Genomic DNA, 22,718 nt, shown 5'->3' with positions numbered 1-22,718 from the left:
CCTTCATGATGATGCCTACCACCTAGTGTATGGGCGGACAAGAAAATATGTGATGAAAAAATGCGGGCGTGTTACAATAAGTAACTGGGTGAAGATAAAATGACAAAACAAGAAAAGATTCAAAAAACAATTACTTTTGTAAAACATATTTTAGAAAAAGATGCGAGTGGGCATGATTGGTATCATATTGAGCGCGTACATAAACTGGCGATTTCTTTATCCGAGCAAGAAGGGGGAAATCGTTTTATAATTGAAATGGCAGCATTACTTCACGATGTGGCAGATGAGAAGCTAAATGAGAGTGAAGAAGCAGGAATGAAAAAAGTTTCTGATTGGTTAGAAGAGTTACATGTGGAAGAAGAGGAAAGCAAACATGTTCTTCATATCATCGCCAACATGTCTTATAAGGGTGGTCATGGTGGCAAAGTGAAGTCACTTGAAGGGGAGATTGTTCAAGATGCGGATCGCTTAGATGCTCTTGGAGCAATTGGAATAGCTCGCACATTTGCGTATGGTGGAGCAAAAGGGAGATTAATGTATGATCCAACTATTCCTCCGCGTGAAGTGATGACGAAAGATGAATATAGAAAAAATAACGATCCATCTTTAAATCATTTTTATGAAAAACTTTTGAAACTAAAAGACTTAATGAACACGAACGCAGCAAAACAAGAGGCTGAAGTTCGTCATCGTTATATGGAACAGTTTATTGAACAATTTATGAAAGAGTGGAATGCACAAATATGAAAATGTTAACTGTGGAAAACTTATCGAAATCATACGGAGAAAAACCGTTATTTGATGGATTATCATGTAGTATTACAGAAGGACAACGTGTCGGAATTATTGGTGTAAACGGTACTGGTAAATCGACATTATTAAAAATTATTGCAGGGTTAGAAATTCCTGATACAGGTGATATGACGCATTCACGTGGGTATACAATTAGTTATTTATCACAGCAACCAGAGTTTGATGAAAAGCTTACTGTATTAGAGCAAGTGTTCCATGGTGATACACCTTTAATTCGTCTTCTTCGTGATTATGAACAATCGTTATTAAATATCGAAAAAGATCCAAGTAATGAAAAAGTACAGGAACAATTATTTGCAGTGCAGCAACGTATGGATGCGATGAGTGCATGGGAAGCAAATGCGAATGCAAAATCGTTATTAACGAAATTAGGAATTACAGATTTCACTGCAATTGTTGGGAATTTATCTGGTGGACAGAAAAAACGTATCGCAATGGCACAATGTTTTATTGAAACACCTGATCTATTAATTTTAGACGAGCCTACGAACCATCTGGACCATGAGACAGTGGAATGGTTAGAAGAATATTTAGCAAGATATACAGGTGCTGTATTACTTGTAACCCATGATCGTTATTTCTTAGATCGTGTAACGAATCGTATTTTCGAATTAGATAATGGAAAGCTATATAGTTATGAAGGAAACTATAGCACGTTTTTAGAAGCGAAAGCTTTGCGTGAGGAGCAAGAAATTGCGCAAGAATCAAAACGTCAAAACTTATATCGTCGTGAACTAGCGTGGATCCGCCGTGGTGCAAAAGCCCGTTCTACGAAACAAAAGGCGCGTATTCAGCGTTTTGATGAGCTTAAGGGACAAGAAGGCCCAGCTGCAAAACAGTCAGTTGATATTGCACTAAGTGGAAGTCGTCTAGGAAAGAAAGTACTTGAGTTAAAAGATGTAACGAAAAAATTTGGCGATAAGACGGTACTACATAATTTTAATCATATTGTGAAACCAGGCGATCGTATCGGAATTATTGGGGCAAATGGAAGCGGGAAATCTTCTCTATTAAATATGCTTGCAGGCAAGTTAGCTCCTGATAGTGGTGAAGTTGAAGTAGGACAAACTGTAAAAGTTGCTTATTATACGCAAGAAAATGAAGAGATGAATTTAAATCAGCGTATGATTGAATACATTAAAGAGATTGCAGAAGTTATTCATACGACAGACGGAAAAGTAATTGGTGCATCTCAAATGCTAGAACGTTTCTTATTCCCGACGCATTCACATGGCACACCGCTTGGTAAACTATCTGGTGGCGAGAGAAGACGTTTATACTTATTACGTATATTAATGGGAGAACCGAACGTACTATTACTGGATGAGCCTACGAATGATTTAGATACACAAACATTAACAGTGTTAGAAGATTATTTAGAAGATTTTCCAGGTGTCGTTTTAACTGTATCGCATGATCGTTACTTCTTAGATAAAGTAGTAGATGAGTTGTTCATCTTTGCAGGAGAAGGAGAAGTGCGCGAATTTCTAGGTAGTTATACGGATTATTTAGAAATGGAAAAAACGAGAGAACTTATTGAGAAAGCGGAAGTGCAGAAAGAGAAAAAAGTGGTAGAAGAAGCTCCGAAACAACAACGTAAACGTAAACTTTCATACAATGAGCAGCGTGAATGGGAAACAATTGAAGATACAATTGCCGAACTAGAAGAGAAAATTGAGTCAATTGGAGAAGAACTTGCGAAAGTTGGATCTGACTTCACAAAGGCACAAGAATTATCTGAAGCACAGCAGAAAACAGAAGAAGAGCTAGAAAAAACGATGGAAAGATGGAGTGAACTATCAGACATCGTTGAAGGATTAAAATAAAAACAAGCTGCATATATTGAAAAGTAAAGAGAAAAACTTTACACTATTGGTAGAACCTATTTTAGGAGGGAAAAAATGAGAACATCTAATCCAATGTTGAAAAAAGAGGCATTCCGTAAAGAGGGAGCAAGCGCTTCTACGATGACGATTGGCGGAACAGTAGGCAAAACGTTTATTATGCTTATCTTGCTACTTGCAACGTCTGTCTATTCATACATACAAATGATGCAGGGGACGATGAAGATGCCTGTATTAATTGGTGCTTTAATCGTTGCGGCAATCATCGCATTTGCGTCTATGTTCTTCCCGCGTATTTCACCTTTTGGTGCACCAATCTATGCAGCGGTAGAAGGGGTTGTATTAGGTAGTATTTCAGCGGTTTATACAATGAAATTTGGCGATTCTATCGTTTTAAATGCTGTATTACTAACAATCTCAATTCTATTTGCAATGTTAGTGTTATATGCAACACGCGTAGTAAAGGTAACGGATAAATTCCGTACAGGCGTGATGGCAGCAACACTTGGAATTATGGTTATGTATTTAGTCGTATTTCTATTAAACATGTTTGGTGTGACTGTTCCATACATTCACCAAGGCGGTACAATCGGTATTATTATTAGTGCAGTTGTTATTGTAGTTGCTGCATTAAACTTATTACTAGATTTCGATTTAATCGAAAATGGTGTACGTAGTCAAGCTCCGAAATATATGGAGTGGTACACTGCGATGGGACTAATGCTTACATTAGTTTGGTTATACTTAGAAATTCTTCGTTTTGTTTCTTACTTTACGAAAAATGACTAATAAAAAAATCCTGCATGAAAAATGCAGGATTTTTTTATTTTCAAAGATTTTGATCAGTGGGGCTCTTACTGCCCGTTAATGCGGGATAAATTGAGGGTATGGTATAATATGGATGGTGATAGTTTGAATTGAAGGGGATGGCATATGATGAAAGAGAAGAAAGGGATTATGAAAAAACTATTTTCTAAAAGTTTTTTCATAGAACTAGATGAAGCTTTAACATATCCGTCAGCAGAAGTTATTACTTCAGCAATAGAAGGATATGCGGCTGAATGTAATGAAAAACTAAAATTTGAGAGTAAAGTTAAACCGATTACTTTTTACTTAGAAAATGTAATGTACCGCGTTGAAATAAAGATGGCTCGCGGTGGATATTACATATCATGTAGTGAAGTATAAATTTTGAAACCTTACATGTTTAAAATATGTAAGGTTTCTTTTTTGTTTTTATAAGATATAAAATAATATTTTTCACTTTAAAATATATTATTTTACGTTTTTTACCCTTCAAACCTTTTTCTTTACAATGAAGAAAAATATGTGAGGTGGTATAACTTATGATGAATCGAGTTGTATTAATCGGTAGATTGACAAAGGAGCCAGAATTATACTACACAAAGCAAGGCGTCGCTTATGCACGAGTATGTGTTGCGGTGAATAGAGGTTTTCGAAATAGTTTAGGTGAGCAACAAGTAGATTTTATTAATTGTGTCGTTTGGCGAAGAGCGGCTGAGAATGTAACTGAATATTGTACGAAGGGGTCTCTTGTTGGAATTACCGGGCGTATTCATACGAGTAATTACGAGGATGAACAAGGTAAGAGAATATATAAAACGGAAGTTGTAATTGAGAGCATTACATTTTTGGAGAGAAGGCGGGAGGGCGCATCGTAATAAGAGGGGACTTTAAACAATGGGTTTTGGGCAATTAGGTTGAAAGATAAAGTGTGAGGATGGAAAGAAATCAGCAAAATAAAGCATCCGAGTAGGTTTAGAAAGGTGGAACATGTTACAATACACCTAAGAACATGCAATAAAGGAGAGTTTTTTACGTGAAGATTAAAGCAATTGAACCGACGCCAAGTCCAAATACAATGAAAGTTATTTTGAATGAAGTATTACCATCAGGAGCGCGTAATAATTATACAAATGAAAATAAAGAGCAAGCACCAATGCAAGTGCAAGAAATTTTGAAAATTGAAGGCATAAAAGGTGTATATCATGTAGCCGACTTTTTAGCGGTGGAGCGAAATGCAAAGTATGACTGGAAAGTTTTATTACAACAAGTTCGTGCTGTTTTCGGCGAAGAAGTAGTGGAAGAAAGTGAAGAACAACAACTTGCTCATTTTGGAGAAGTGAAAGTGTTTGTTCAAATGTTCTTTACAATTCCAATGCAAGTGAAGTTAACAGATGGAACATCGGAAGAACGTGTTGGTTTACCAGATCGTTTTAAAGAATCAATTATGAAAGTACAAATGTCTGCACCAAACGTTGTAAAAGAACGTAAATGGGTGGAACAAAGTACACGTTACGGTAATTTTGAAGAAATCGGGAAAGAAGTAGTAGAAGAGATTGTTGCTGCTTATTCAGAAGAACGTGTAAATGAAACAGTTAAAGAATTATTAAACCAGGCAGGTGCTGTTGAAGTAACGATTCAAAAGCGTGAGCCATATAAAGTAACAGAAGAGATGATGAAAGATGCTGACTGGAAAAACCGTTTTGCGGCATTAGAACAAATGGATCCTACTGAAGAAGATATGCCAGTGTTGAAGATGGCGTTAGATGATGAAAAAGTTTCGATCCGCCGTTTAGCAACAGCGTATTTAGGTATGGTAAAAGGTGATGGAGTATTGCCGTTATTATATAAAGCGTTATTAGATCGTTCAGTAAGTGTTCGCCGTACAGCGGGCGATTGCTTATCAGACGTAGGTGATCCAGCAGCGATGTTCGTTATGATTAAATCTCTGAAAGATTCAAGTAAATTAGTACGCTGGCGTGCAGCGATGTTCTTATTTGAACTTGGAGATGAAAGTGCGATTCCGGCATTAAAAGCAGCGCAAGATGATCCAGAGTTTGAAGTAGCAATGCAAGCTCGTCTAGCATTAGAGCGTATTGAGGGCGGAGAAGAAGCAAAAGGTTCTGTATGGAAACAAATGACGGAGTCTCGTAAAGGGGAATAATGTATGATTGTTTTCTATGATAGTTGGTGTCCGATGTGTACGGCGGTTGCAGAACGTACGAAAAAATTAGATAAAAAGGGTAAGATGAACTTTGTTTCATTTCGAGATGAAGATGTAGTTGAGAAGTATGAACTTTCTCAAGAACTACAAAGGAAGATGGAACAAAGGTTGTATATTTTAAAAAATAATAAATGGTATGACGGAATTCATAGCATACATGTATTAGCAAAGACCGTTCCATCTTATTGGTTTGCCGTTCCTTTTATAAAGCTATCTATTGTACTTGGATTTGGAAGTAAAGTATACGATTATATCGCTAACAATAGAAAACTTGTTCCAGTTGGACATTGCCGTGAAGGGGTATGTGAAATCCCTACAAAAAAATGAAATCATCGTTATCTTTCTTTTGCACCTATTAATAGAGCGTGATATGATGAATTTGGAATGAAAGTTGAAGGAGAGATTACAAGATGTCAAATGCTTATGAAGAATACATGCGTCAAATGGTAATCCCAATGCGTCAAGAATTAGTGCGTTCTGGGTTTGAAGAGTTAACTACAGAAGAAGCTGTAACAGAATTTATGGAAAACGCATCAGGTACAACTTTAGTAGTTGTAAACTCGGTTTGTGGTTGTGCAGCTGGTTTAGCACGTCCTTCAGCAGGTCAAGCAGTTGTTCGTGCTGAAAAACAACCTGATCATCTTGTAACTGTATTCGCAGGTCAAGATAAAGATGCGACTGCAAAAATGCGTGAATACTTCGGAGAAATTCCTCCATCTTCACCATCTATGGCATTATTAAAAGGAAAAGAAGTTGTTCACTTCATTCACCGTCATGAAATTGAAGGTGCAACTATGGACGAAATTATTACGAACTTAGAACAAGCTTTCGAAAAGAATTGCTAAAGAAGGGGGAGAGTATATCTCCCTCTTTTCTTTATATAGAGGTGAAACAATGATCGTAACAACAGCAGGAAGAACCAGCAAAGAAATGACAGATTATGCAAATAAGGTAGCAGCAGAATTAAATCGTTCTTTCGTTAAACGTAATGAAATTCCAGTACAAAAACTGCATGAGCAGTATGAACAAGATGTACTTGTCGTAGGCAAAAACCGATTAGCCATTTATCCAAAAGGAACGGAAGAGTCGTTTTTCTTTCATCCAAACTCAGCGATGTTTCGTGTGAAAAGGTTAATGCGAGGAGAACACGATCCATTTGTACAAGCTGCTAAATTAGAGAGCGGAATGACAGTGCTAGATTGTACGCTCGGTATGGCATCAGATAGTATTGTAGCTAGTTATATTGTTGGTGAAAGTGGAAAAGTAACAGGACTTGAAGGCAATGAATATATGGCTTACATCATGGGAAATGGTTTGAAAACATGGTCTTCATCCGTTTCTGAAATTGATGAAGCAATGCAACGAATCAATGTAAAGCAAACGGAGCATTACTCATTTTTAAAACAATGTGAAGATAATAGTTATGATGTCGTGTACCTTGATCCAATGTTTGAAGAAACTGTTATAGAATCAGATGGAATAAAAGGATTAAAACACTTCGCTTTGTATCATGATATTACTGACGAAACAATTGCGGAAGCGAAGCGTGTGGCGAGAAAGCGTGTCGTTTTGAAAGATCATTTCCGTAGTTCTAGATTTGAAAAACACAATTTTCACGTATACAAAAGAAAAAGTGCGAAGTTTCACTTTGGTGTAATTGACCCTTGCTAATTGTTTGAAAAGATGTATAATAAGCAATAATTAATTAAATATACTATCTGTGATGAAGAGAGTAGTCTTTTTTAGAAGGAAAGCGAGCTAGGGATGGTGTGAGCCTAGTGCGGAAGAAAAAGATGAAGCGCACTTCGGAGATGCTTCTTGAATGAATAGTAGAGTAAGCCGAGGCCCCCTGTCCTCGTTATAAACGGGAAAGTGGTTCGTAATGAACAACAAGGGTGGTACCACGGGTTAAAACTCGTCTCTTTTTTAGAGACGAGTTTTTTGTGTTTTAAAAAATAAGGAGGTTGTAATATGGATTACAAAACGCAGTTTGCGGAAAGTTTATTCAATATTTTCACGAATGGATTAACGCAAAAACAAATTTTAGATTTAATTGAAACACCGAAACAAGATGAATTCGGAGATGCAGCGTTTCCATGTTTTTCACTTGCGAAGCAATATAAAAAATCACCAGCTATTATCGCAAAGGAAGTTGCGGAGAAATTAAGTGATCCATTTTTTACGAAAGTAGAGGCTGTTGGTCCTTACGTAAATGTATTTTTTAATCGTGAAACTGTAAGTGATGCAGTATTAAAAACGATTTTAGCGGAGAAAGAAGAGTACGGTCAAAATCACTTAGGATGTGAAAAGACTGTAGTTATCGATTATTCCTCTCCTAATATCGCGAAGCCTTTTTCAATGGGGCATTTACGTTCTACAATGATTGGAAATTCACTGAAACATATCGCTGAAAAATGCGGCTATGAAGTTGTAGGAATTAATTATATTGGGGATTGGGGAACACAGTTTGGAAAGTTAATTACTGCTTATAAAAAATGGGGAAATGAAGCAGTAGTTAAAGAGGATCCAATCCGTGAATTATTTAAGTTATATGTTCAATTCCATGAAGAGGTAAAAGACGACGAAGAACTAGAATCAGAAGGGCGCGCTTGGTTTAAGAAATTAGAAGAAGGTGATGAAGAGGCAGTTGAGCTTTGGAATTGGTTCCGTCACGAATCCTTAAAAGAATTTTCTCGTATTTATGAACTTCTTGGTGTTGAATTTACTAATTTTCAAGGAGAAGCTTTTTATAATAATTTAATGGAAGATTTTATTGAAATTTTAGAAGAACATGATTTGCTTGAAGAGTCAGAAGGCGCGTTAGTCGTTAATTTAGAAGAAGAGGGAATGCCGCCTTGCTTAATTAGAAAATCAGATGGTGCGACGATTTACGCAACGCGTGACTTAACGGCAGCGTTATATCGTCAAAATACATTTGGGTTTGATAAAGCGTTATATGTAGTTGGCCCAGAACAAAGTTTACACTTCAATCAATTTTTCACTGTATTAAAAAAGCTTGGCTACACTTGGGTTGACGGCATGGAACATGTACCGTTTGGGTTCATTTTAAAAGATGGTAAGAAAATGTCGACCCGTAAAGGAAAAGTTATTTTACTCGAAGAAGTACTTGAGGAAGCAATCGAACTTGCAAAACAAAATATTGAAGAGAAAAATCCAAACTTAAAACAAAAAGAAGATGTAGCAAAGCAAGTTGGTGTAGGGGCAGTTATCTTCCACGATTTAAAAAATGAGCGTATGCATAATATTGAATTCTCATTAGAAAACATGCTGAAATTTGAAGGTGAAACAGGGCCGTATGTACAGTACACACATGCACGTGCTTGCTCTATTTTAAGAAAAGAAAGTGTAGAATTTGAAACGTGTACGTTTGCATTGAAAGATGATTATAGCTGGAGCGTTGTAAAATTACTTAATAAATTCCCACAAGTAATTGAAGCGGCCTTCAACAAAAATGAGCCATCTATTATTTCAAAATACGTATTAGATGTAGCACAATCGTTCAATAAATATTACAGAAATGTACGTATATTGGAAGAGAGTGAAGAGAAAGACAGCAGACTTGCATTAGTGTATGCTGTGACAGTTGTATTAAAAGAGGGGTTACGTTTACTTGGGGTGGATGCTCCTGAGGAGATGTAAAATAGTAGTAAACTGGCAAACCGGTTTTGGTATGAACCTGGTTTGTTTTTTTATTTGGATATATAATTCTTTTGCAAAATCAATTAAAATCTTTTTAGAGAGGGTGATTCATATTGATCCGAACTTTTATTTTACAAATTCCTTGTCATAGAAGATCAGAAAGAAGTTTCCTTAAACTACAAAAGTACATACCTTTATGTGCGCGTTGTACAGGCATGCTTATCGGTATTTTACTGTTTCCAATTTATTTTTATATGACACCTTCATTTCTTATAGCAATCATACTATCCTTTTCTGCTCAAATTCCGTTACTTATTGATGGATTCACCCAAAAGTGGAAATGGAGAAGCAGCACAAATTTGCTAAGAGTAACTACCGGTGTATTAAGCGGTATGGGATTACTCATTTCATCTAGCATTATATGGATTCTTTCTTAAAGCATATATTAATGGAGGTATTTACATAAATGTTCTGGGTTTACTTAATCCTAATTTTTATTTCAGGCGGAAGTGGAATAGGTTTTATAATTCAAAACAAGTATACAGAAGCAATAATAGCTTTTGTTATTTGCGCACTACTGATTGGGCTACTGTATTATTATCTTAAAAGAAACAAAAGAAAGAGAAAATCAGATTGTGGCGATGTAGACTGTACGGATTGTTTAGATTGTGATTGTACTAATTAAACTTCTAATCATCTACCTTTCTTCTAAATCAAAAGCTAGCGTATCTTTAAAAATACACTAGCTTTTTTGCTTTGAAATTTTAAGAATGGTGTAGGAATACGGCTATTGTATAGAGAACTTTAGTTTTGTATATAAAAGGAGGCGTTAAACTTGGAAACGTACGATTGGAATAGTAAATTAACATATTTAAAAAACACGAGAGATCTATATTACAATGATGATTATGTAAGCTTTTTAATAAATACTGTGTGGAAGGTTACTAAGCCAGTACATATCGTTGATTATGGTTGTGGATATGGTTATTTAGGCTTAATATTAATGCCTTTACTTCCAGAAGGGTCAAAGTATACAGGCATTGATAGTGGAGAAACATTACTAACTGAAGCGAGAGAGTTGTTTCGTTTCCTTCCGTATGATTCAGAATTTCTTGAAGGAGATGCTACAGAAATTGAATTGAACGATAAATACGATATAGCAATCTGTCATGCTTTTTTGTTACATATGAGTTCACCAAAAATGATGCTAGAAAAGATGATACAGTCAATTAAGGATGGTGGTAAAATAATCTGTTTTGAACCACATTGGATATCAAATATGTCTTCATACTCTTTAGATGGAGAGAACCAATCGGAAATTATTAGGTTAGGCGTTTTGCAGAAGTTATTTGAAAGTGACACGCAGAGAAGTGGACAAGATGGAAATATTGGTATGAAAATACCGATGTATTTAAGTGAATTAGGTGTGAAAAATATTGAGTGTAGAGTGAGCGATAAAGTGAACTTTTTAGACTCTAATATACATCACAATGATAAAAACGATTTGTATCATTCATTAAAAGAAGAGGGGATAGCGGGCAATCCAGGAGATAAACAGCAATTTATAGAACGTTTAATGGTTAGAGGGTTAACATATGAGGATGCGTTAGCTCAATATGAAGCTGAACTACGATTTTTTAAAGCATTTCATTTACATTCCTCTTTAGTATACGCTCCGAATATGAAAATTACATTTGGTGACAAAGTATGTTAAAAGGTAGCGATATTTCGAGGGATATCGTTTATTTTGGAAATCGCTGATATATTTGAATTATCGCCGATATAATTTCATGTACTGATTTTAACTTTCGAAAGATAAGATCCACATGTTACGTTATTCCATATAATTAAATAAAATATGGAGAAAAACAATCATTTTTACTATATTTTGTTATAAATTCGAATAATATTAAATAATACTATCCATTATAGGAGATTTTAGTTGAATACATACTATATGATGTGTAGAATCTAAGCAAGTAGCAGTACAAATAAATATTCGAGGTGAATACATGCTAGATTTTAAGCAGTTAGATGCTTGTTTGAAAGACAAGAGATTTGTAGATGGATTACAGGAAATAAATAAAGAAATTTCATATATAAAAGAAACGAATACTTTATCTTATGTGAAAAAGTGGCTTGCTAATATTTCTTCACATGAGGAGTTTGATATATTAATTCGCCTTACTGATGAAGGGCTTATGCACCAATACAGTTCATTCCTCATTCGCTACGCCTACAAAAAATTCCCAAATATGAGAACGCTCTCTTTATATTGTGATGAGTTAATTGATGAGCGGAAAATACTTGAAGTAGAACAGTTGTTAAAAGAATCATTAGAAGAGGTAAATAAAGAAGAAATAGAAGCTGATCTTTTAGCGAAAACGTATTTTACGTTAGTACGATGTCTGTTGGAAATGAAACGAAATGAAGAAGCACTAATCTATATGCAAAAGGCAGAGGAGTACAGTGCACGTGCCGTATTTGATAAATGGGGCTACGTCTATATGCATACAGGTGAATGGGAGAAAGCAGAAGAACAATTTATAGCTGGCATGCAGCATAAAGATTGTGAAGAGTTATCGACCTATTTATTATCACAGTTATATGCGAATCAAGGAGAACAAAAACGTGCATTACAGCTAATCGATGATGCAATTGTAAAGTTCCCGCAAGTACCATATTTTCATTTTGAAAAGGTAAAATATTTATTAGATTTAGAGAAGTATGAGGAGATGTTAGCGGTAATAGATAACATAAACAATCAGCTTCCTTATCATGCGTATAAAACTTATTTTGTACATTTACATGCAGAAGCACTTTACAAAATGAATAAACTTATAGATTTACAACAGTTATTAAAAGAAGAAAAAAGTTTAAAAGAGTCTTTATATCATAATTTAGAAAAAAATCCAGATGGAAAAAAGGTTCACTTACCGATAGTTCCAATTGTACAAAAGGATAATTACTGTGTTCCGACAAGTTTAGAAATGATGTTGCAGTTATGGGGAGAAAAACGTACGCAAGATGAAATAGCAGAGTTTATTTTTGATATGACAGGATCGAAGTTTTCAGATACTGTTTCTTATTTAGAAGAATTAGGTTATGAATATCGTTATTTTAAAGGGAATGAGGAAAATTATAAGAGACTACTGGATGAAGGGATTCCTGTTTTATTAAGTATAGACATTGAGCATGCTTCACATGTGCAAGTATTATCTGGATATGATGATACGTTACAAGCTTTTTATGTTCAAGACCCGAACTTTATAGAACCAGTTATTGTGGAATATAGTAAGCTACAAGAAAAATATCGTTATACAGGCTGTTTAGCGATTACGTTTGTTCCGAAAGAAAAGAAGGAAAAACTATCATTTTTAAATGAAGAAGAGAATCATTATTTTAAATCTGTTTTTTCTCTTACGGATCATTTAGATGAACATGATAAAGAGGGGATTCATAACTTAATACAATTTTTAAAAGAGACGAGTGATAATCCGAATACGTGGCTATATACGGTTAAGCATTTAGATGTGGAAGTAGATAACGAGTTTATTTTATCTTGTATTGAAAAGTTAACGGAGAGGTTTCCGAACTCAGATTTTGTTAAATTGCATGGTGCGCAGTGTTTTATTCGCCTTCAAGAATTAGAAAAAGCTGGGCAAATGCTCGCGAGTGTTGAGAAGAAAAATAATCGTGCTTTATATCATTTAATAAACGGAAGATATGCTTTTGAACAGGAAAGTTATATAGAGGCGATTTCCAGTTTTCGTTACTCCTTACAATTAGACGCAGATCAGCCGATTGCTTGGAGTTTTCTCGCTTTATCATATATGTATATCGATCAATTGGAAAAGGCGTTGCAGTTTTCTCAAGTAGCTTTAGAGCGTAGTCCTGAAAGATTCACTTTAACGAATCACGGGTTAATATTGATAGATTTAGAAAGATATGAAGAAGCGTATGAAATCTTTAATGATTTGTTAAGAGAGTATAAAAATGAGGCACATGTATGGTATGAGCGAGCGAGATGTGCGCATCATTTAGGGAAATTATATTTAGCGGTAAAAGGGCTTAAAATAGCGATTCATTTGGATAGTAATGCATCTTACATTTATACGAAACTTTCGGAAATATACGAATCTGATTTGGAGGATGAGGAAAGTACGAAAGAAATTTTATTAAAGGGTATTGAGAATTGTGACGATAAAGCACCTCTATACGTAAAATTGGGTGACTATCATTTTCAAAATGATAGTCTGGAAGAAGCAGAAACATTGTATAAGCGTGCTTTAGAAGAAAATCATGATGACGTTTATTCTCACTTCGGACTTACGCAAGTTTATATGGCGAAAGAACAATACAAGGAAGCAAAAGAATATATTCTCGGTATTGAAAAACAAATTGAAAAGAGCCAAGATTTTCTTATGAATGCGGGAATGGTTTTATGGGATGCTGAGGTTGAACTTGGTGGAAATGAAGAAGGGTTTAAAGTAGCATTGTCTAAGTTAGAGAGTGGTATAAAGCAGAGTGAATACAATGTAGCAAGTGCGTTAGATGAATATGTGAACCGAATTAAAGGAACGGTATTTGTACAAAGAGGTATAGCATTCTTAAGAACTTTACACAAAGAAAGAAATGAAGTAAGTGAATACGGTTGTTATACAGGTATTTTATATGAATCTATTGGACAGTACGGACAAGCAATGAAAAGATATAATAAGGCAATAGAACAAAAGGAAACGGCATTACCTTATTACCGAATTGGTGAAACACTTATGGCATTAGGGCAATTGACAGAAGCAAAGCAAGCGTATGAAACTTGTTTAGAGCTTGATGGGAATTTCGTCGGTGTACATTTACAGCTTGCGGAAATATACGAAAAAGAAGAAAACCGTTCTAAAGAACAAAGTCATATGGTTCAGGCGATGAAAGAAGAGCCGTTGCATATTAATATGGAATATTTGGCACAGATTTCAGTAGAAATGAATCTTCAGGAAGAATTGTTGACTGAACTAGAACAATTAGCGGACGAAGTACCTGAAATATGGCGATTAGATGCGATCGCATATGTGTATGGAGCAATGGATGAAATAGATAAAGAACAGGCATGGATTGAAGAGGCGCTACAATTAGATGGTGAGCATACAGAAGTTCTAAATCATTATGCAAAAGTGTTAGTGAAAAAAAGAAATGCAAAAGCAATTGAAATTGCAATGAAAGTGATACAAAAAGATGTAAATAATGAACGTATATTTGATGTATATGTAAAAGCGATAGAGCAACATAAGAAATTGTCTAACATACGAGATTTTCTTCATACATTAAAAGTGAAAAAGGCAGAAAGAAGTATGGCATTTATGTATGCTGCATCTGCAGTTACGGAAAGATGGATTGAACGTCAACAAAAGGAACAGCCGAAGAAATCCATAATTACGAGAGCTTTTTATCATATGAAAAACCGTGCAAAAGAAATTTCGATTATTACTACAATCATTGATTTATATGAACTTTCGTTAAAGTTAAATCCGAAAAATAGTATGGCAGCGCAGCGATTTGCACTATTTTACGAGAATGTGACGATGTATAAAGAGGCGATAGACGTATTGCAAACATCGTTAGAAAGTAAATGGGATTATGATGTAGCGAAGCAACTTGTAAATCTTTTCATAGCGTGTGAGGAAGAAGATATGTTACGGGATGCTTCGGAATTAACGAAGCAGATGGTTCGAGAGTTACCAGATGATTATGATACACTTCTTTTACAAGCACAAGTATTCTTTAAAATAGGTGAAGAAAGAAAAGCAGAGAAGATTACCTTACAATTAACGGAGCAAACACCGTTTGTAAGTAGAGCGTTCCTTGCTTTAGGAGAAATATATCAAAGTCAAGAAAGGTTTGAAGAGGCAATTCATGTGTTAGAAAATGCTTCTATACATCATCCAAATGAAACAGCAATTCTTCTTTCTTTAGCATCTTCATATCATGGTTCCGGCCAAACACTAAAGGCAGAAAAAATAACAAATGAAGTATTAATAATTGATGCGAGTGATTTGTTAGCAAGATATGATCGTGCTTGTTATTTAGCGCGGTTAAACAGAAATGAAGAGGCGAAGGAAGAACTTGAAATTGTCCTTCGTGAGGATGAGTCGGGATTTTTTGCTGAACTTATCGAGGATAAAGAAAATTTAGCAGCATTGCGAGAATTTGAAAAGTAATTGTATAAGAAAAGCGAAAAAGGGTATAAATAAAAATATATTTCGAATTAGTTGACAATTCATTGCCCAATGGCATAGAATAGCTTTTAACAAAGTATACAAATCTGAAGACGAGAAAGAGTAAAATAATGAACTGTTCCCCAGAGAGCCGGTATGTTGCTGAAAACCGGTGTGCAGACGTTATTTGAAAATCATCTCCGAGGAGCCGAGGCTGAAATAAGTAAGCCCGGACGGGTGTCTACCGTTACAAAGAACACGTATGATAGTACGTTGCTAAGTGCTATTAGTGAAGAGCTAATAGAATTAGGGTGGTATCGCGGGTAAGCCCGTCCCTACTTTATAGGGACGGGTTTTTTGTGTGCTTTTTTAAAAAATTCAAAGGAGTGATTGTACATGAAAAAAGTAGATGTAAAAGAGTCAGCTGTAGGGAGAGAAACACGTATTCGTAAGCAGTGGAACGAGCAAAGTATTTTCGAGCAATCAATTCAGAATCGAGAAGGCGCACAGTCTTTCGTATTTTATGAAGGACCACCAACGGCGAACGGTTTACCACACGTCGGGCATGCACTTGGACGGACAATTAAAGATGTAGTAGCAAGATATAAAACGATGGCTGGTTATAAAGTTTTAAGAAAAGCGGGATGGGATACACACGGTTTACCTGTAGAATTAGGTGTTGAGAAACAACTCGGTATTTCAGGTAAACATGAAATCGAAGAGTATGGCATTGAACCGTTTATTCAAAAGTGTAAAGAGAGTATATTCACATATGAGAAGCAGTGGCGTGAATTCACTGAAAGCATCGGTTATTGGGTAGATATGGATGATCCATACGTTACGTTAGAGAATCCATATATCGAAAGTGTATGGCATATTTTAGGGACGATTCATGAAAAAGGACTATTGTATAAAGGGCACAGAGTTTCTCCATATTGCCCAAGCTGTCAAACATCTCTTAGTTCACACGAAGTTGCACAAGGGTATAAAACAGTAAAAGATTTAAGTGCAACAGTTAAATTTAAAGTGAAAGATAGTGAAAATGAATATTTCCTAGGTTGGACAACAACACCTTGGACACTTCCGGCAAATGTTGCGCTCGCTGTACATCCAAATTTGGAATACGTGAAAGCGAAACAAGAAGGTCATGTATACATTGTTGCGAAAGAACGTGTACAAGATGTATTAAAAGAAAACTATGAAGTACTATCTGTTCATAAAGGAGAAGAATTAGTAAATACATCTTATACAGCACCATTTCCAATGAAAGAAGTTACAAATGGCTACCACGTTATCGCGGCAGATTTCGTAACGGCAGATAGTGGTACAGGACTCGTTCATATTGCTCCAGCATATGGGGAGGACGATTATAGAGTCGTTCAAAGTGAAGGATTGTCATTCTTACATGTTGTAGATGAAAAAGGTGAGTATACAGAAGCAGTACCATTTTTAAAAGGGAAATTTGTAAAAGATTGTGATGTGGATATCGTTCGTTATTTAGCGAAGGAAGGTTTACTATATCATAAAGAAAAGTATGAGCATAGCTACCCACATTGCTGGCGCTGTGATTCACCACTCCTTTATTATGCAGGAGAGAGTTGGTTAATCCGAACAACTGCAATTAAGGATACATTTTTACAAAATAACGATTCTGTTACTTGGTATCCAGATCATATGAAACATGGACGCTTTGGTAAGTTTTTAGAAAACATGGTGGACTGGAACATTAGCCGAAATAGATATTGGGGAACACCATTAAATGTATGGGAATGTGAAAGTTGTGATCATCAATTCGCACCGAAAAGCATTGCTGATTTAAGAAAGCATAGTACGAAAGAAACACCTGAAGATTTAGAATTGCATAAGCCGTATGTAGATGAAGTGCAAGTTTGTTGCGAAAAATGCGGAAGTACAATGAATCGTACACCAGAAGTGATTGATGTTTGGTTTGATAGTGGTTCCATGCCGTTTGCGCAATATCATTATCCATTTGAAAATAAAGAGTTATTTGAAGAACAGTTTCCAGCGGATGTTATTGCAGAAGGAATTGATCAAACACGCGGATGGTTTTATAGTTTATTAGCAGTATCAGCACTATACACAGGAAAAGTGCCTTATAAACGAGTGTTATCACTAGGGCATGTTCTAGATGAAGAAGGACAGAAGATGTCTAAAAGTAAAGGGAATGCACTAGATCCAGTTGATTTAGTAAATCAGTTTGGTGCAGATGCTTTAAGATGGGCGCTACTCGTTGACAGTGCTCCGTGGAATGCGAAGCGTTTTTCTGAAAGAACAGTACTGGAAGCAAAATCTAAATTTATAGATACATTAGTCAATGTGTATAGTTTCTACGTTTTATATGCAAATTTAGATGAGTATAAACCGAATGAAACATATGATGTAAAGCGGACGAAATTGGATGAATGGGTATTATCAAGGCTGCATAGCACAACGAAAAAAGTAAGAACAGCACTTGATGATTATCAATTTACGAATGCAGCTCGTGAAATCGCGGCGCTTGTAGATGAAGTAAGTAACTGGTACGTAAGGCGATCACGTAATCGTTTCTGGGAATCTGGTATGAATGCTGAAAAAGCAGCTGCGTATGAGACACTTCATGAAGTGCTTGTGACAATTAGTAAATTGATTGCACCATTTACACCGTTTGTCGCTGAAGATATTCATTTAAATTTAACTGGAAGTAGCGTTCATTTAGAGGATTATCCAGTTGTAAATGAATCACTACTTCAGCCGAAATTAGAAGCAGAAATGGATGCAGTTTTACAAGTTGTTGAACTTGGAAGAAGTAACCGTAATCAGCATTCTTTAAAAGTAAAACAGCCGTTAGCGGAACTTGTATTACTTGAGCATAATGAAAATGATATGGATTGGGAATCTTATCGTGATATCGTTATGGATGAGTTAAATGTGAAGGCGTTCCATGTTGAACTCGATGAAACGAAATACACGTCATATCAATTGAAGTTGAATTTTAAAACAGCTGGGCCGAAGTTTGGAAAAAATGTGAATGCAGTAAATGGCTGGCTAAAACAATTATCACAAGAAGAAGTGCAAAACTTTGTATCTACGGAAAGAGCAGTTTACGAAGTAGCACCAGGAGAAGAAGTAGTTGTAACAGCTGAAGATGTATTAGTAGAGAAATTTGCGAAATCAGGATTCTCTAATACAACTAACGGAAAATATACAGTTATGTTAGATACGAATGTAACGGAAGGATTGTTACAAGAAGGAGTAGCGCGTGAATTCATTCGCGCTGTTCAAGAATATCGCAAGCAGTTGAATTTACCAGTTAATTTACGAGTTGATGTTATTCTTGATACTGAGGAAGAACTACAGCGAACGTTAACGAATCATAAAGATTTATTGGAAGAAAACTTACTCGTTAAACAATTTACATTTGATCATTTAACGAATGCAGATGATGAACTTTCTTTAGGCGAGACAAAAGTCCGAATTAAATTAAGCGCAGCTCATTAAAGAAAAAGGAAGTTGGATTGATTCCAACTTCCTTTTTGTATGATGTGAATTTATCCGGCTAATTTCCTCATAATCCATTCGATAGGACCTCTAGAAAATTTCTTTCTCCATAAAACACTAATTAAAATGCTGAAACTGAAAAATGCAATAGCAAATAATAAAACGAATAGTAATGATTGATGTTCCATTCTATTTAATAGAATTAATGTCCCGATACCGATAAATACATGACTTACATAATGAGTTAATGTTAATTGGCCTGTTTGTATAATAGAAGTAACAAACCAATTCATTTCATATTTTTCAGCAATATAGAGGCAAATGATTAATGTAGCAATAGCGGATCCTGTAGCAGATAAAATATATAATACATTTGGTAAGATGGGTCCTGTATTAAACAAAAATGTGGCTGCCTCTTTGCCGATGTATGGAATAAAGAAGTATGTAAGCCCTTTTGATAAAATTTCTGTCAGTATTGTGGTTGTAATACCGAGTAAGAGTAATCCTTTTCTAATTTTTTTATTATGAAGATCTAGCCTGCCAATTATCATACCGATTAAGAAGAACGAAAACCAAGGGAAAATAGGGTGATAACCATTAAAGAATAAATTGCGAAGAAAACCTTGTATTGTCCAGAAGTCTACATAGTTTATAAATGGAGTTGGACCTTCCCAGCCTTCGAAGGGATTGAAAGTAAGCTGAAGATATTGTGCGATTAATAAAATAATGATAGAAAGAAAAAGTAATAGTTTTTTACGTACTGTAATGAGGAATGCAGCGACGAAAAGATAAACACCGTAGTAGTGTAATATATCCCCAGTCCACTCCATTATATAGAGTAGTAATCCTAAAATAAATAAGAATAGTGACCGTTTCCATATGATCTTTCGGCTATTAGAAATTTTTATTTTTTCATTGCTAGCAACAGCTGACCTAGTCATTAAAGTTATACCGATGCCTGCAAGTATAACAAACAAGGCAGAAGCTCTACCTTCAAAAAGTGACATGAAGGTTATTAAAAATGGAGGACCATTTCCTTCTGCACCTGTTATCACCATGAAATTAACAAGTAACATACCAAACATCGCCCAAGCTCTAGCAAAATCTAAGCCGATAATGCGCTTTTTTGTATTCACTTCAATCCCTTCTTTCAAAAATGCTATTTATAGCTTCAATCCAAATTTGTTTATAATCTATATTTACATCAATCATCATAAAATTCCCGATATTATCAAGCACTAGTGCTAACATATGAGCTTTTGAAATTAGATTTTCTTTTTCAATTAATTGAAGTTCATTTGCTTTTATTAGGAGTACTTCAAAGCCGTTTAAATATTCTGTTTGCACAGTAAGTAATCGATCTTTGTACATATTGTTTCTTGAAGATAGTAATACATATTCTTGCAACACACGATTAAAATAAGGGTCGTTTCGCTGTTCATCAATTATTTTAAGGCCAATTGCAATACATTTTTCAATAAAATTTGTTTTCGTAAACTCTTCCGTATGAAAATACAAAGAGAACTGCATAGCTTTACATAATTCAGTAAACATACATTCAATTAAGGCATCTTTAGATTTAAAGTAGTAATATATAGAGGGTTTTGCGATACCAACTTCCTCAGCAATCATCGTATAAGTTGTTTTAGCAATACCATACTTTGCAAAAAGGCGATAACTTGCTTCCATTATTGAAGAGAGTGTTTCTTCACTTTTACTCATAATCGATCCTCCTAAAAAAAGGTTATTTAAATTGTATCATTCATAATCGGTTTTTTCAACCTACCGTTAGGTAAAAAACAACCTATTTTTTTCACAGTCATATGAAAAATTTCATGGGTAAGGAATGAATTAAGAAATTTATTTCTAAAGTATTGTTTTTACTTTACACATAAATATTGAGAAAATTTCACTCACCCTAAATGGAAAGGTAATAGAATTGTTTAGAGAGAATTACTCGTAGATTCAATTTTTATCCCCCCATTTTGTGGGGAATGATTGCCTAGTGGTAATGGGATAAGGTTGAGCTACTTTATTAGGGGGAGTGGTTCTATGTTTAATAAAAAAATGGTGGCAATGGCAATGACAGTACCGTTAGTAATGGGGACAATTTCTACGGTTTCGGCATTGGAAAAACAGCAGCAAGTAAAGCTAGAGGCTTATTCGCCACAGAAAAAAGCAACTGAATATTTAAAAGAAAATGCTGCGCAGTATGGATTGAAAACAGACCTTTCAGACTTGCAATATATTTCTACAACAGAAACGTCAGTAGCTTCATATGTTAGGTTCCAACAAGTTGTGAATGGTGCACCTGTATTTTCAAAACAAATTACAGTTACTCTTAACGGAGAGGGAAAGGGAGTACTTGCTGTTTCTGATTATCAATCGGTCAAAGGTGTGAAGGAAGTAACGACAAAAATTAGTGAAAAAGATGCAATACAAAAATCAATGGCGTATGTTGGAGAAGCAAGTGAGCAAAACTTATGGGCTCCTACAGAGAAAGAATTCGGATATATTGTTGAAGAGGGAATTGCTCGTCCAGTATATAAAGTGGTAGTCCATTCTAATAATCCATTTGGTGCATGGGAAACATTTATTGACGCAGAAAATGGAAAATTAATTAAAAAGGTTGATATAAACCGAAAAGCTGAAGGGTCAGGAAAAGTATTTTTACCTAATCCGGTCGTATCTAGTGGTAGTAAAACAGGATTAAAAGATAATAATGATGCGGATTCAACAGCACTAACGAATCAATTGAAAACTGTTACGTTAAAAGGTTTAGATGGGACAGGGTTTTTAATTGGAGAGTATGTAACGATTTCTTCAAAAGCAAAAACGAAATCTACAAACTTACAATTTAACTATACACGTGCAAATGATAGCTTTGAAGATGTGATGTCGTATTATCATATCGACACATTGCAACGTTACATTCAAAGTCTAGGGTTTAAAAATATTAATAATCGTTCCATCAAAGTAAATGTGAATGGAACGACAGCTGATAACTCATTCTATTCACCGTCAACGAAAGCTTTAACTTTCGGTACTGGCGGAGTAGATGATGCAGAAGATGCTGGTATTATCGCACATGAATACGGGCATTCGATTCAAGATAACCAAGTTCCTGGCTTTGGTAGTTCAGCAGAAGGCGGAGCGATGGGAGAAGGATTTGGCGACTTCTTAGGTGCTACGTATGAAGATGCAGTATCGACTACAGGATATGGAAAAGCATGTGTTGGAGAATGGGATGCGACTGCTTATTCTAGTTCAGATCCAACGTGCTTACGCCGATTAGATACGAATAAAGTGTATCCAAGAGATATAACGAATGAAGTACACGATGATGGGGAAATTTGGGCACAAGGCCAATACGAAATGGCACAAGCTTTTGGCCGTGATGTAGCAACGAAAATTATTTTACAATCACATTGGTCATTAACACCTAACTCTAAATTCAGTGATGGTGCAAAAGCGATTAAGCAAGCGGATGCTCTTTTATATGGCGGACAACATGCTGCTGATATCGATCGTATTTGGACAGCGAGAGGAATTAGTACGAATTAATATAAAAAGTCGTGGCATTTTATAAGCCACGACTTTTTACATTTGCTTAAGTACTGGTACTAGTAAAATAAGCTATATGGATGATAATGTGAATTTATC

Annotated in this window: 18 protein-coding genes and 2 other annotated features; of the genes, 16 read left to right on the top strand and 2 right to left on the bottom strand. The window is 35.4% G+C overall.

Going from position 1 to position 22,718, the window contains the following annotated elements; genetic code table 11:
- Positions 1-99 precede the first annotated feature (99 nt).
- The 15 genes from ACXY7N_RS01710 to ileS all read left to right on the top strand — a co-directional run bounded on the left by ACXY7N_RS01710 (position 100) and on the right by ileS (position 19,055).
- The gene (locus ACXY7N_RS01710; protein WP_000165959.1) at positions 100-747 is read left to right on the top strand and encodes an HD domain-containing protein; all 648 of its coding nucleotides are present in this window, start codon (positions 100-102) and stop codon (positions 745-747) included.
- On the top strand, positions 744-2,639 hold the full coding sequence (locus tag ACXY7N_RS01705; protein ID WP_116363094.1) for an ABC-F family ATP-binding cassette domain-containing protein: 1,896 nt from the start codon (positions 744-746) through the stop codon (positions 2,637-2,639). Before ACXY7N_RS01710 ends, ACXY7N_RS01705 begins: the two co-directional genes overlap by 4 nt.
- Before the next feature lie 75 nt (positions 2,640-2,714).
- On the top strand, positions 2,715-3,446 hold the full coding sequence (locus ACXY7N_RS01700) for a Bax inhibitor-1/YccA family protein (RefSeq protein WP_116363093.1): 732 nt from the start codon (positions 2,715-2,717) through the stop codon (positions 3,444-3,446).
- Positions 3,447-3,590: 144 nt separating this feature from the next.
- Entirely contained in the window at positions 3,591-3,845 is a 255-nt protein-coding gene (locus tag ACXY7N_RS01695; RefSeq protein WP_016134349.1) for a DUF4318 domain-containing protein, read from the top strand.
- 158 nt (positions 3,846-4,003) lie between these two features.
- Entirely contained in the window at positions 4,004-4,339 is a 336-nt protein-coding gene (locus tag ACXY7N_RS01690; protein ID WP_016088102.1) for a single-stranded DNA-binding protein, read from the top strand.
- Between the two features lie 158 nt (positions 4,340-4,497).
- A complete protein-coding gene (locus tag ACXY7N_RS01685; RefSeq protein WP_016134350.1) occupies positions 4,498-5,625 on the top strand; it encodes a conserved virulence factor C family protein in 1,128 nt (375 codons plus the stop codon).
- 3 nt (positions 5,626-5,628) lie between these two features.
- Positions 5,629-6,012, top strand: a complete 384-nt coding sequence (locus tag ACXY7N_RS01680; protein ID WP_016088100.1) for a thiol-disulfide oxidoreductase DCC family protein — start codon at positions 5,629-5,631, stop codon at positions 6,010-6,012.
- A gap of 83 nt (positions 6,013-6,095) precedes the next feature.
- Entirely contained in the window at positions 6,096-6,530 is a 435-nt protein-coding gene (locus ACXY7N_RS01675) for a BrxA/BrxB family bacilliredoxin (protein WP_000063703.1), read from the top strand.
- Between the two features lie 49 nt (positions 6,531-6,579).
- Positions 6,580-7,356 (top strand): class I SAM-dependent methyltransferase, encoded by a 777-nt coding sequence (locus ACXY7N_RS01670; RefSeq protein ID WP_016134351.1) that lies wholly within the window; start codon positions 6,580-6,582, stop codon positions 7,354-7,356.
- A gap of 40 nt (positions 7,357-7,396) precedes the next feature.
- Positions 7,397-7,611: a binding site (T-box leader), on the top strand.
- A gap of 45 nt (positions 7,612-7,656) precedes the next feature.
- Positions 7,657-9,345 carry an arginine--tRNA ligase gene (gene argS, locus ACXY7N_RS01665; protein WP_016134352.1) on the top strand — a complete coding sequence of 563 codons (1,689 nt, stop codon included), beginning with the start codon at positions 7,657-7,659 and terminating at the stop codon, positions 9,343-9,345.
- 113 nt (positions 9,346-9,458) lie between these two features.
- The gene (locus tag ACXY7N_RS01660) at positions 9,459-9,782 is read left to right on the top strand and encodes a DUF2085 domain-containing protein (protein ID WP_016134353.1); all 324 of its coding nucleotides are present in this window, start codon (positions 9,459-9,461) and stop codon (positions 9,780-9,782) included.
- Positions 9,783-9,811: 29 nt separating this feature from the next.
- Positions 9,812-10,030, top strand: a complete 219-nt coding sequence (locus ACXY7N_RS01655) for a hypothetical protein (protein ID WP_016088096.1) — start codon at positions 9,812-9,814, stop codon at positions 10,028-10,030.
- Positions 10,031-10,180: 150 nt separating this feature from the next.
- Entirely contained in the window at positions 10,181-11,059 is an 879-nt protein-coding gene (locus tag ACXY7N_RS01650; protein ID WP_016134354.1) for a class I SAM-dependent methyltransferase, read from the top strand.
- Positions 11,060-11,357: 298 nt separating this feature from the next.
- Positions 11,358-15,560, top strand: a complete 4,203-nt coding sequence (locus ACXY7N_RS01645) for a bacteriocin-processing peptidase family protein (RefSeq protein WP_016134355.1) — start codon at positions 11,358-11,360, stop codon at positions 15,558-15,560.
- 98 nt (positions 15,561-15,658) lie between these two features.
- Positions 15,659-15,897 (top strand) — a binding site (T-box leader).
- Between the two features lie 56 nt (positions 15,898-15,953).
- Positions 15,954-19,055 carry an isoleucine--tRNA ligase gene (gene ileS / locus ACXY7N_RS01640; protein WP_353811350.1) on the top strand — a complete coding sequence of 1,034 codons (3,102 nt, stop codon included), beginning with the start codon at positions 15,954-15,956 and terminating at the stop codon, positions 19,053-19,055.
- 50 nt (positions 19,056-19,105) lie between these two features.
- Here the strand turns inward: ileS and ACXY7N_RS01635 are convergent, their stop codons facing one another.
- Both ACXY7N_RS01635 and ACXY7N_RS01630 read right to left on the bottom strand, forming a co-directional pair.
- Positions 19,106-20,191, bottom strand: a complete 1,086-nt coding sequence (locus ACXY7N_RS01635; RefSeq protein ID WP_016134357.1) for a DUF418 domain-containing protein — start codon at positions 20,189-20,191, stop codon at positions 19,106-19,108.
- A gap of 1 nt (position 20,192) precedes the next feature.
- On the bottom strand, positions 20,193-20,777 hold the full coding sequence (locus ACXY7N_RS01630) for a TetR/AcrR family transcriptional regulator (protein ID WP_016134358.1): 585 nt from the start codon (positions 20,775-20,777) through the stop codon (positions 20,193-20,195).
- Between the two features lie 330 nt (positions 20,778-21,107).
- Between ACXY7N_RS01630 and ACXY7N_RS01625 the strand changes: the two genes are divergently transcribed.
- Positions 21,108-22,619 (top strand): M36 family metallopeptidase, encoded by a 1,512-nt coding sequence (locus tag ACXY7N_RS01625; RefSeq protein ID WP_098485690.1) that lies wholly within the window; start codon positions 21,108-21,110, stop codon positions 22,617-22,619.
- The last annotated feature ends 99 nt before the right edge of the window (positions 22,620-22,718 follow it).

This window comes from Bacillus sp. 5w2, from assembly GCF_054353775.1.
Note: the sequence above shows the minus strand (reverse complement) of the source record. Positions and strands in the feature narration are given on the sequence as shown.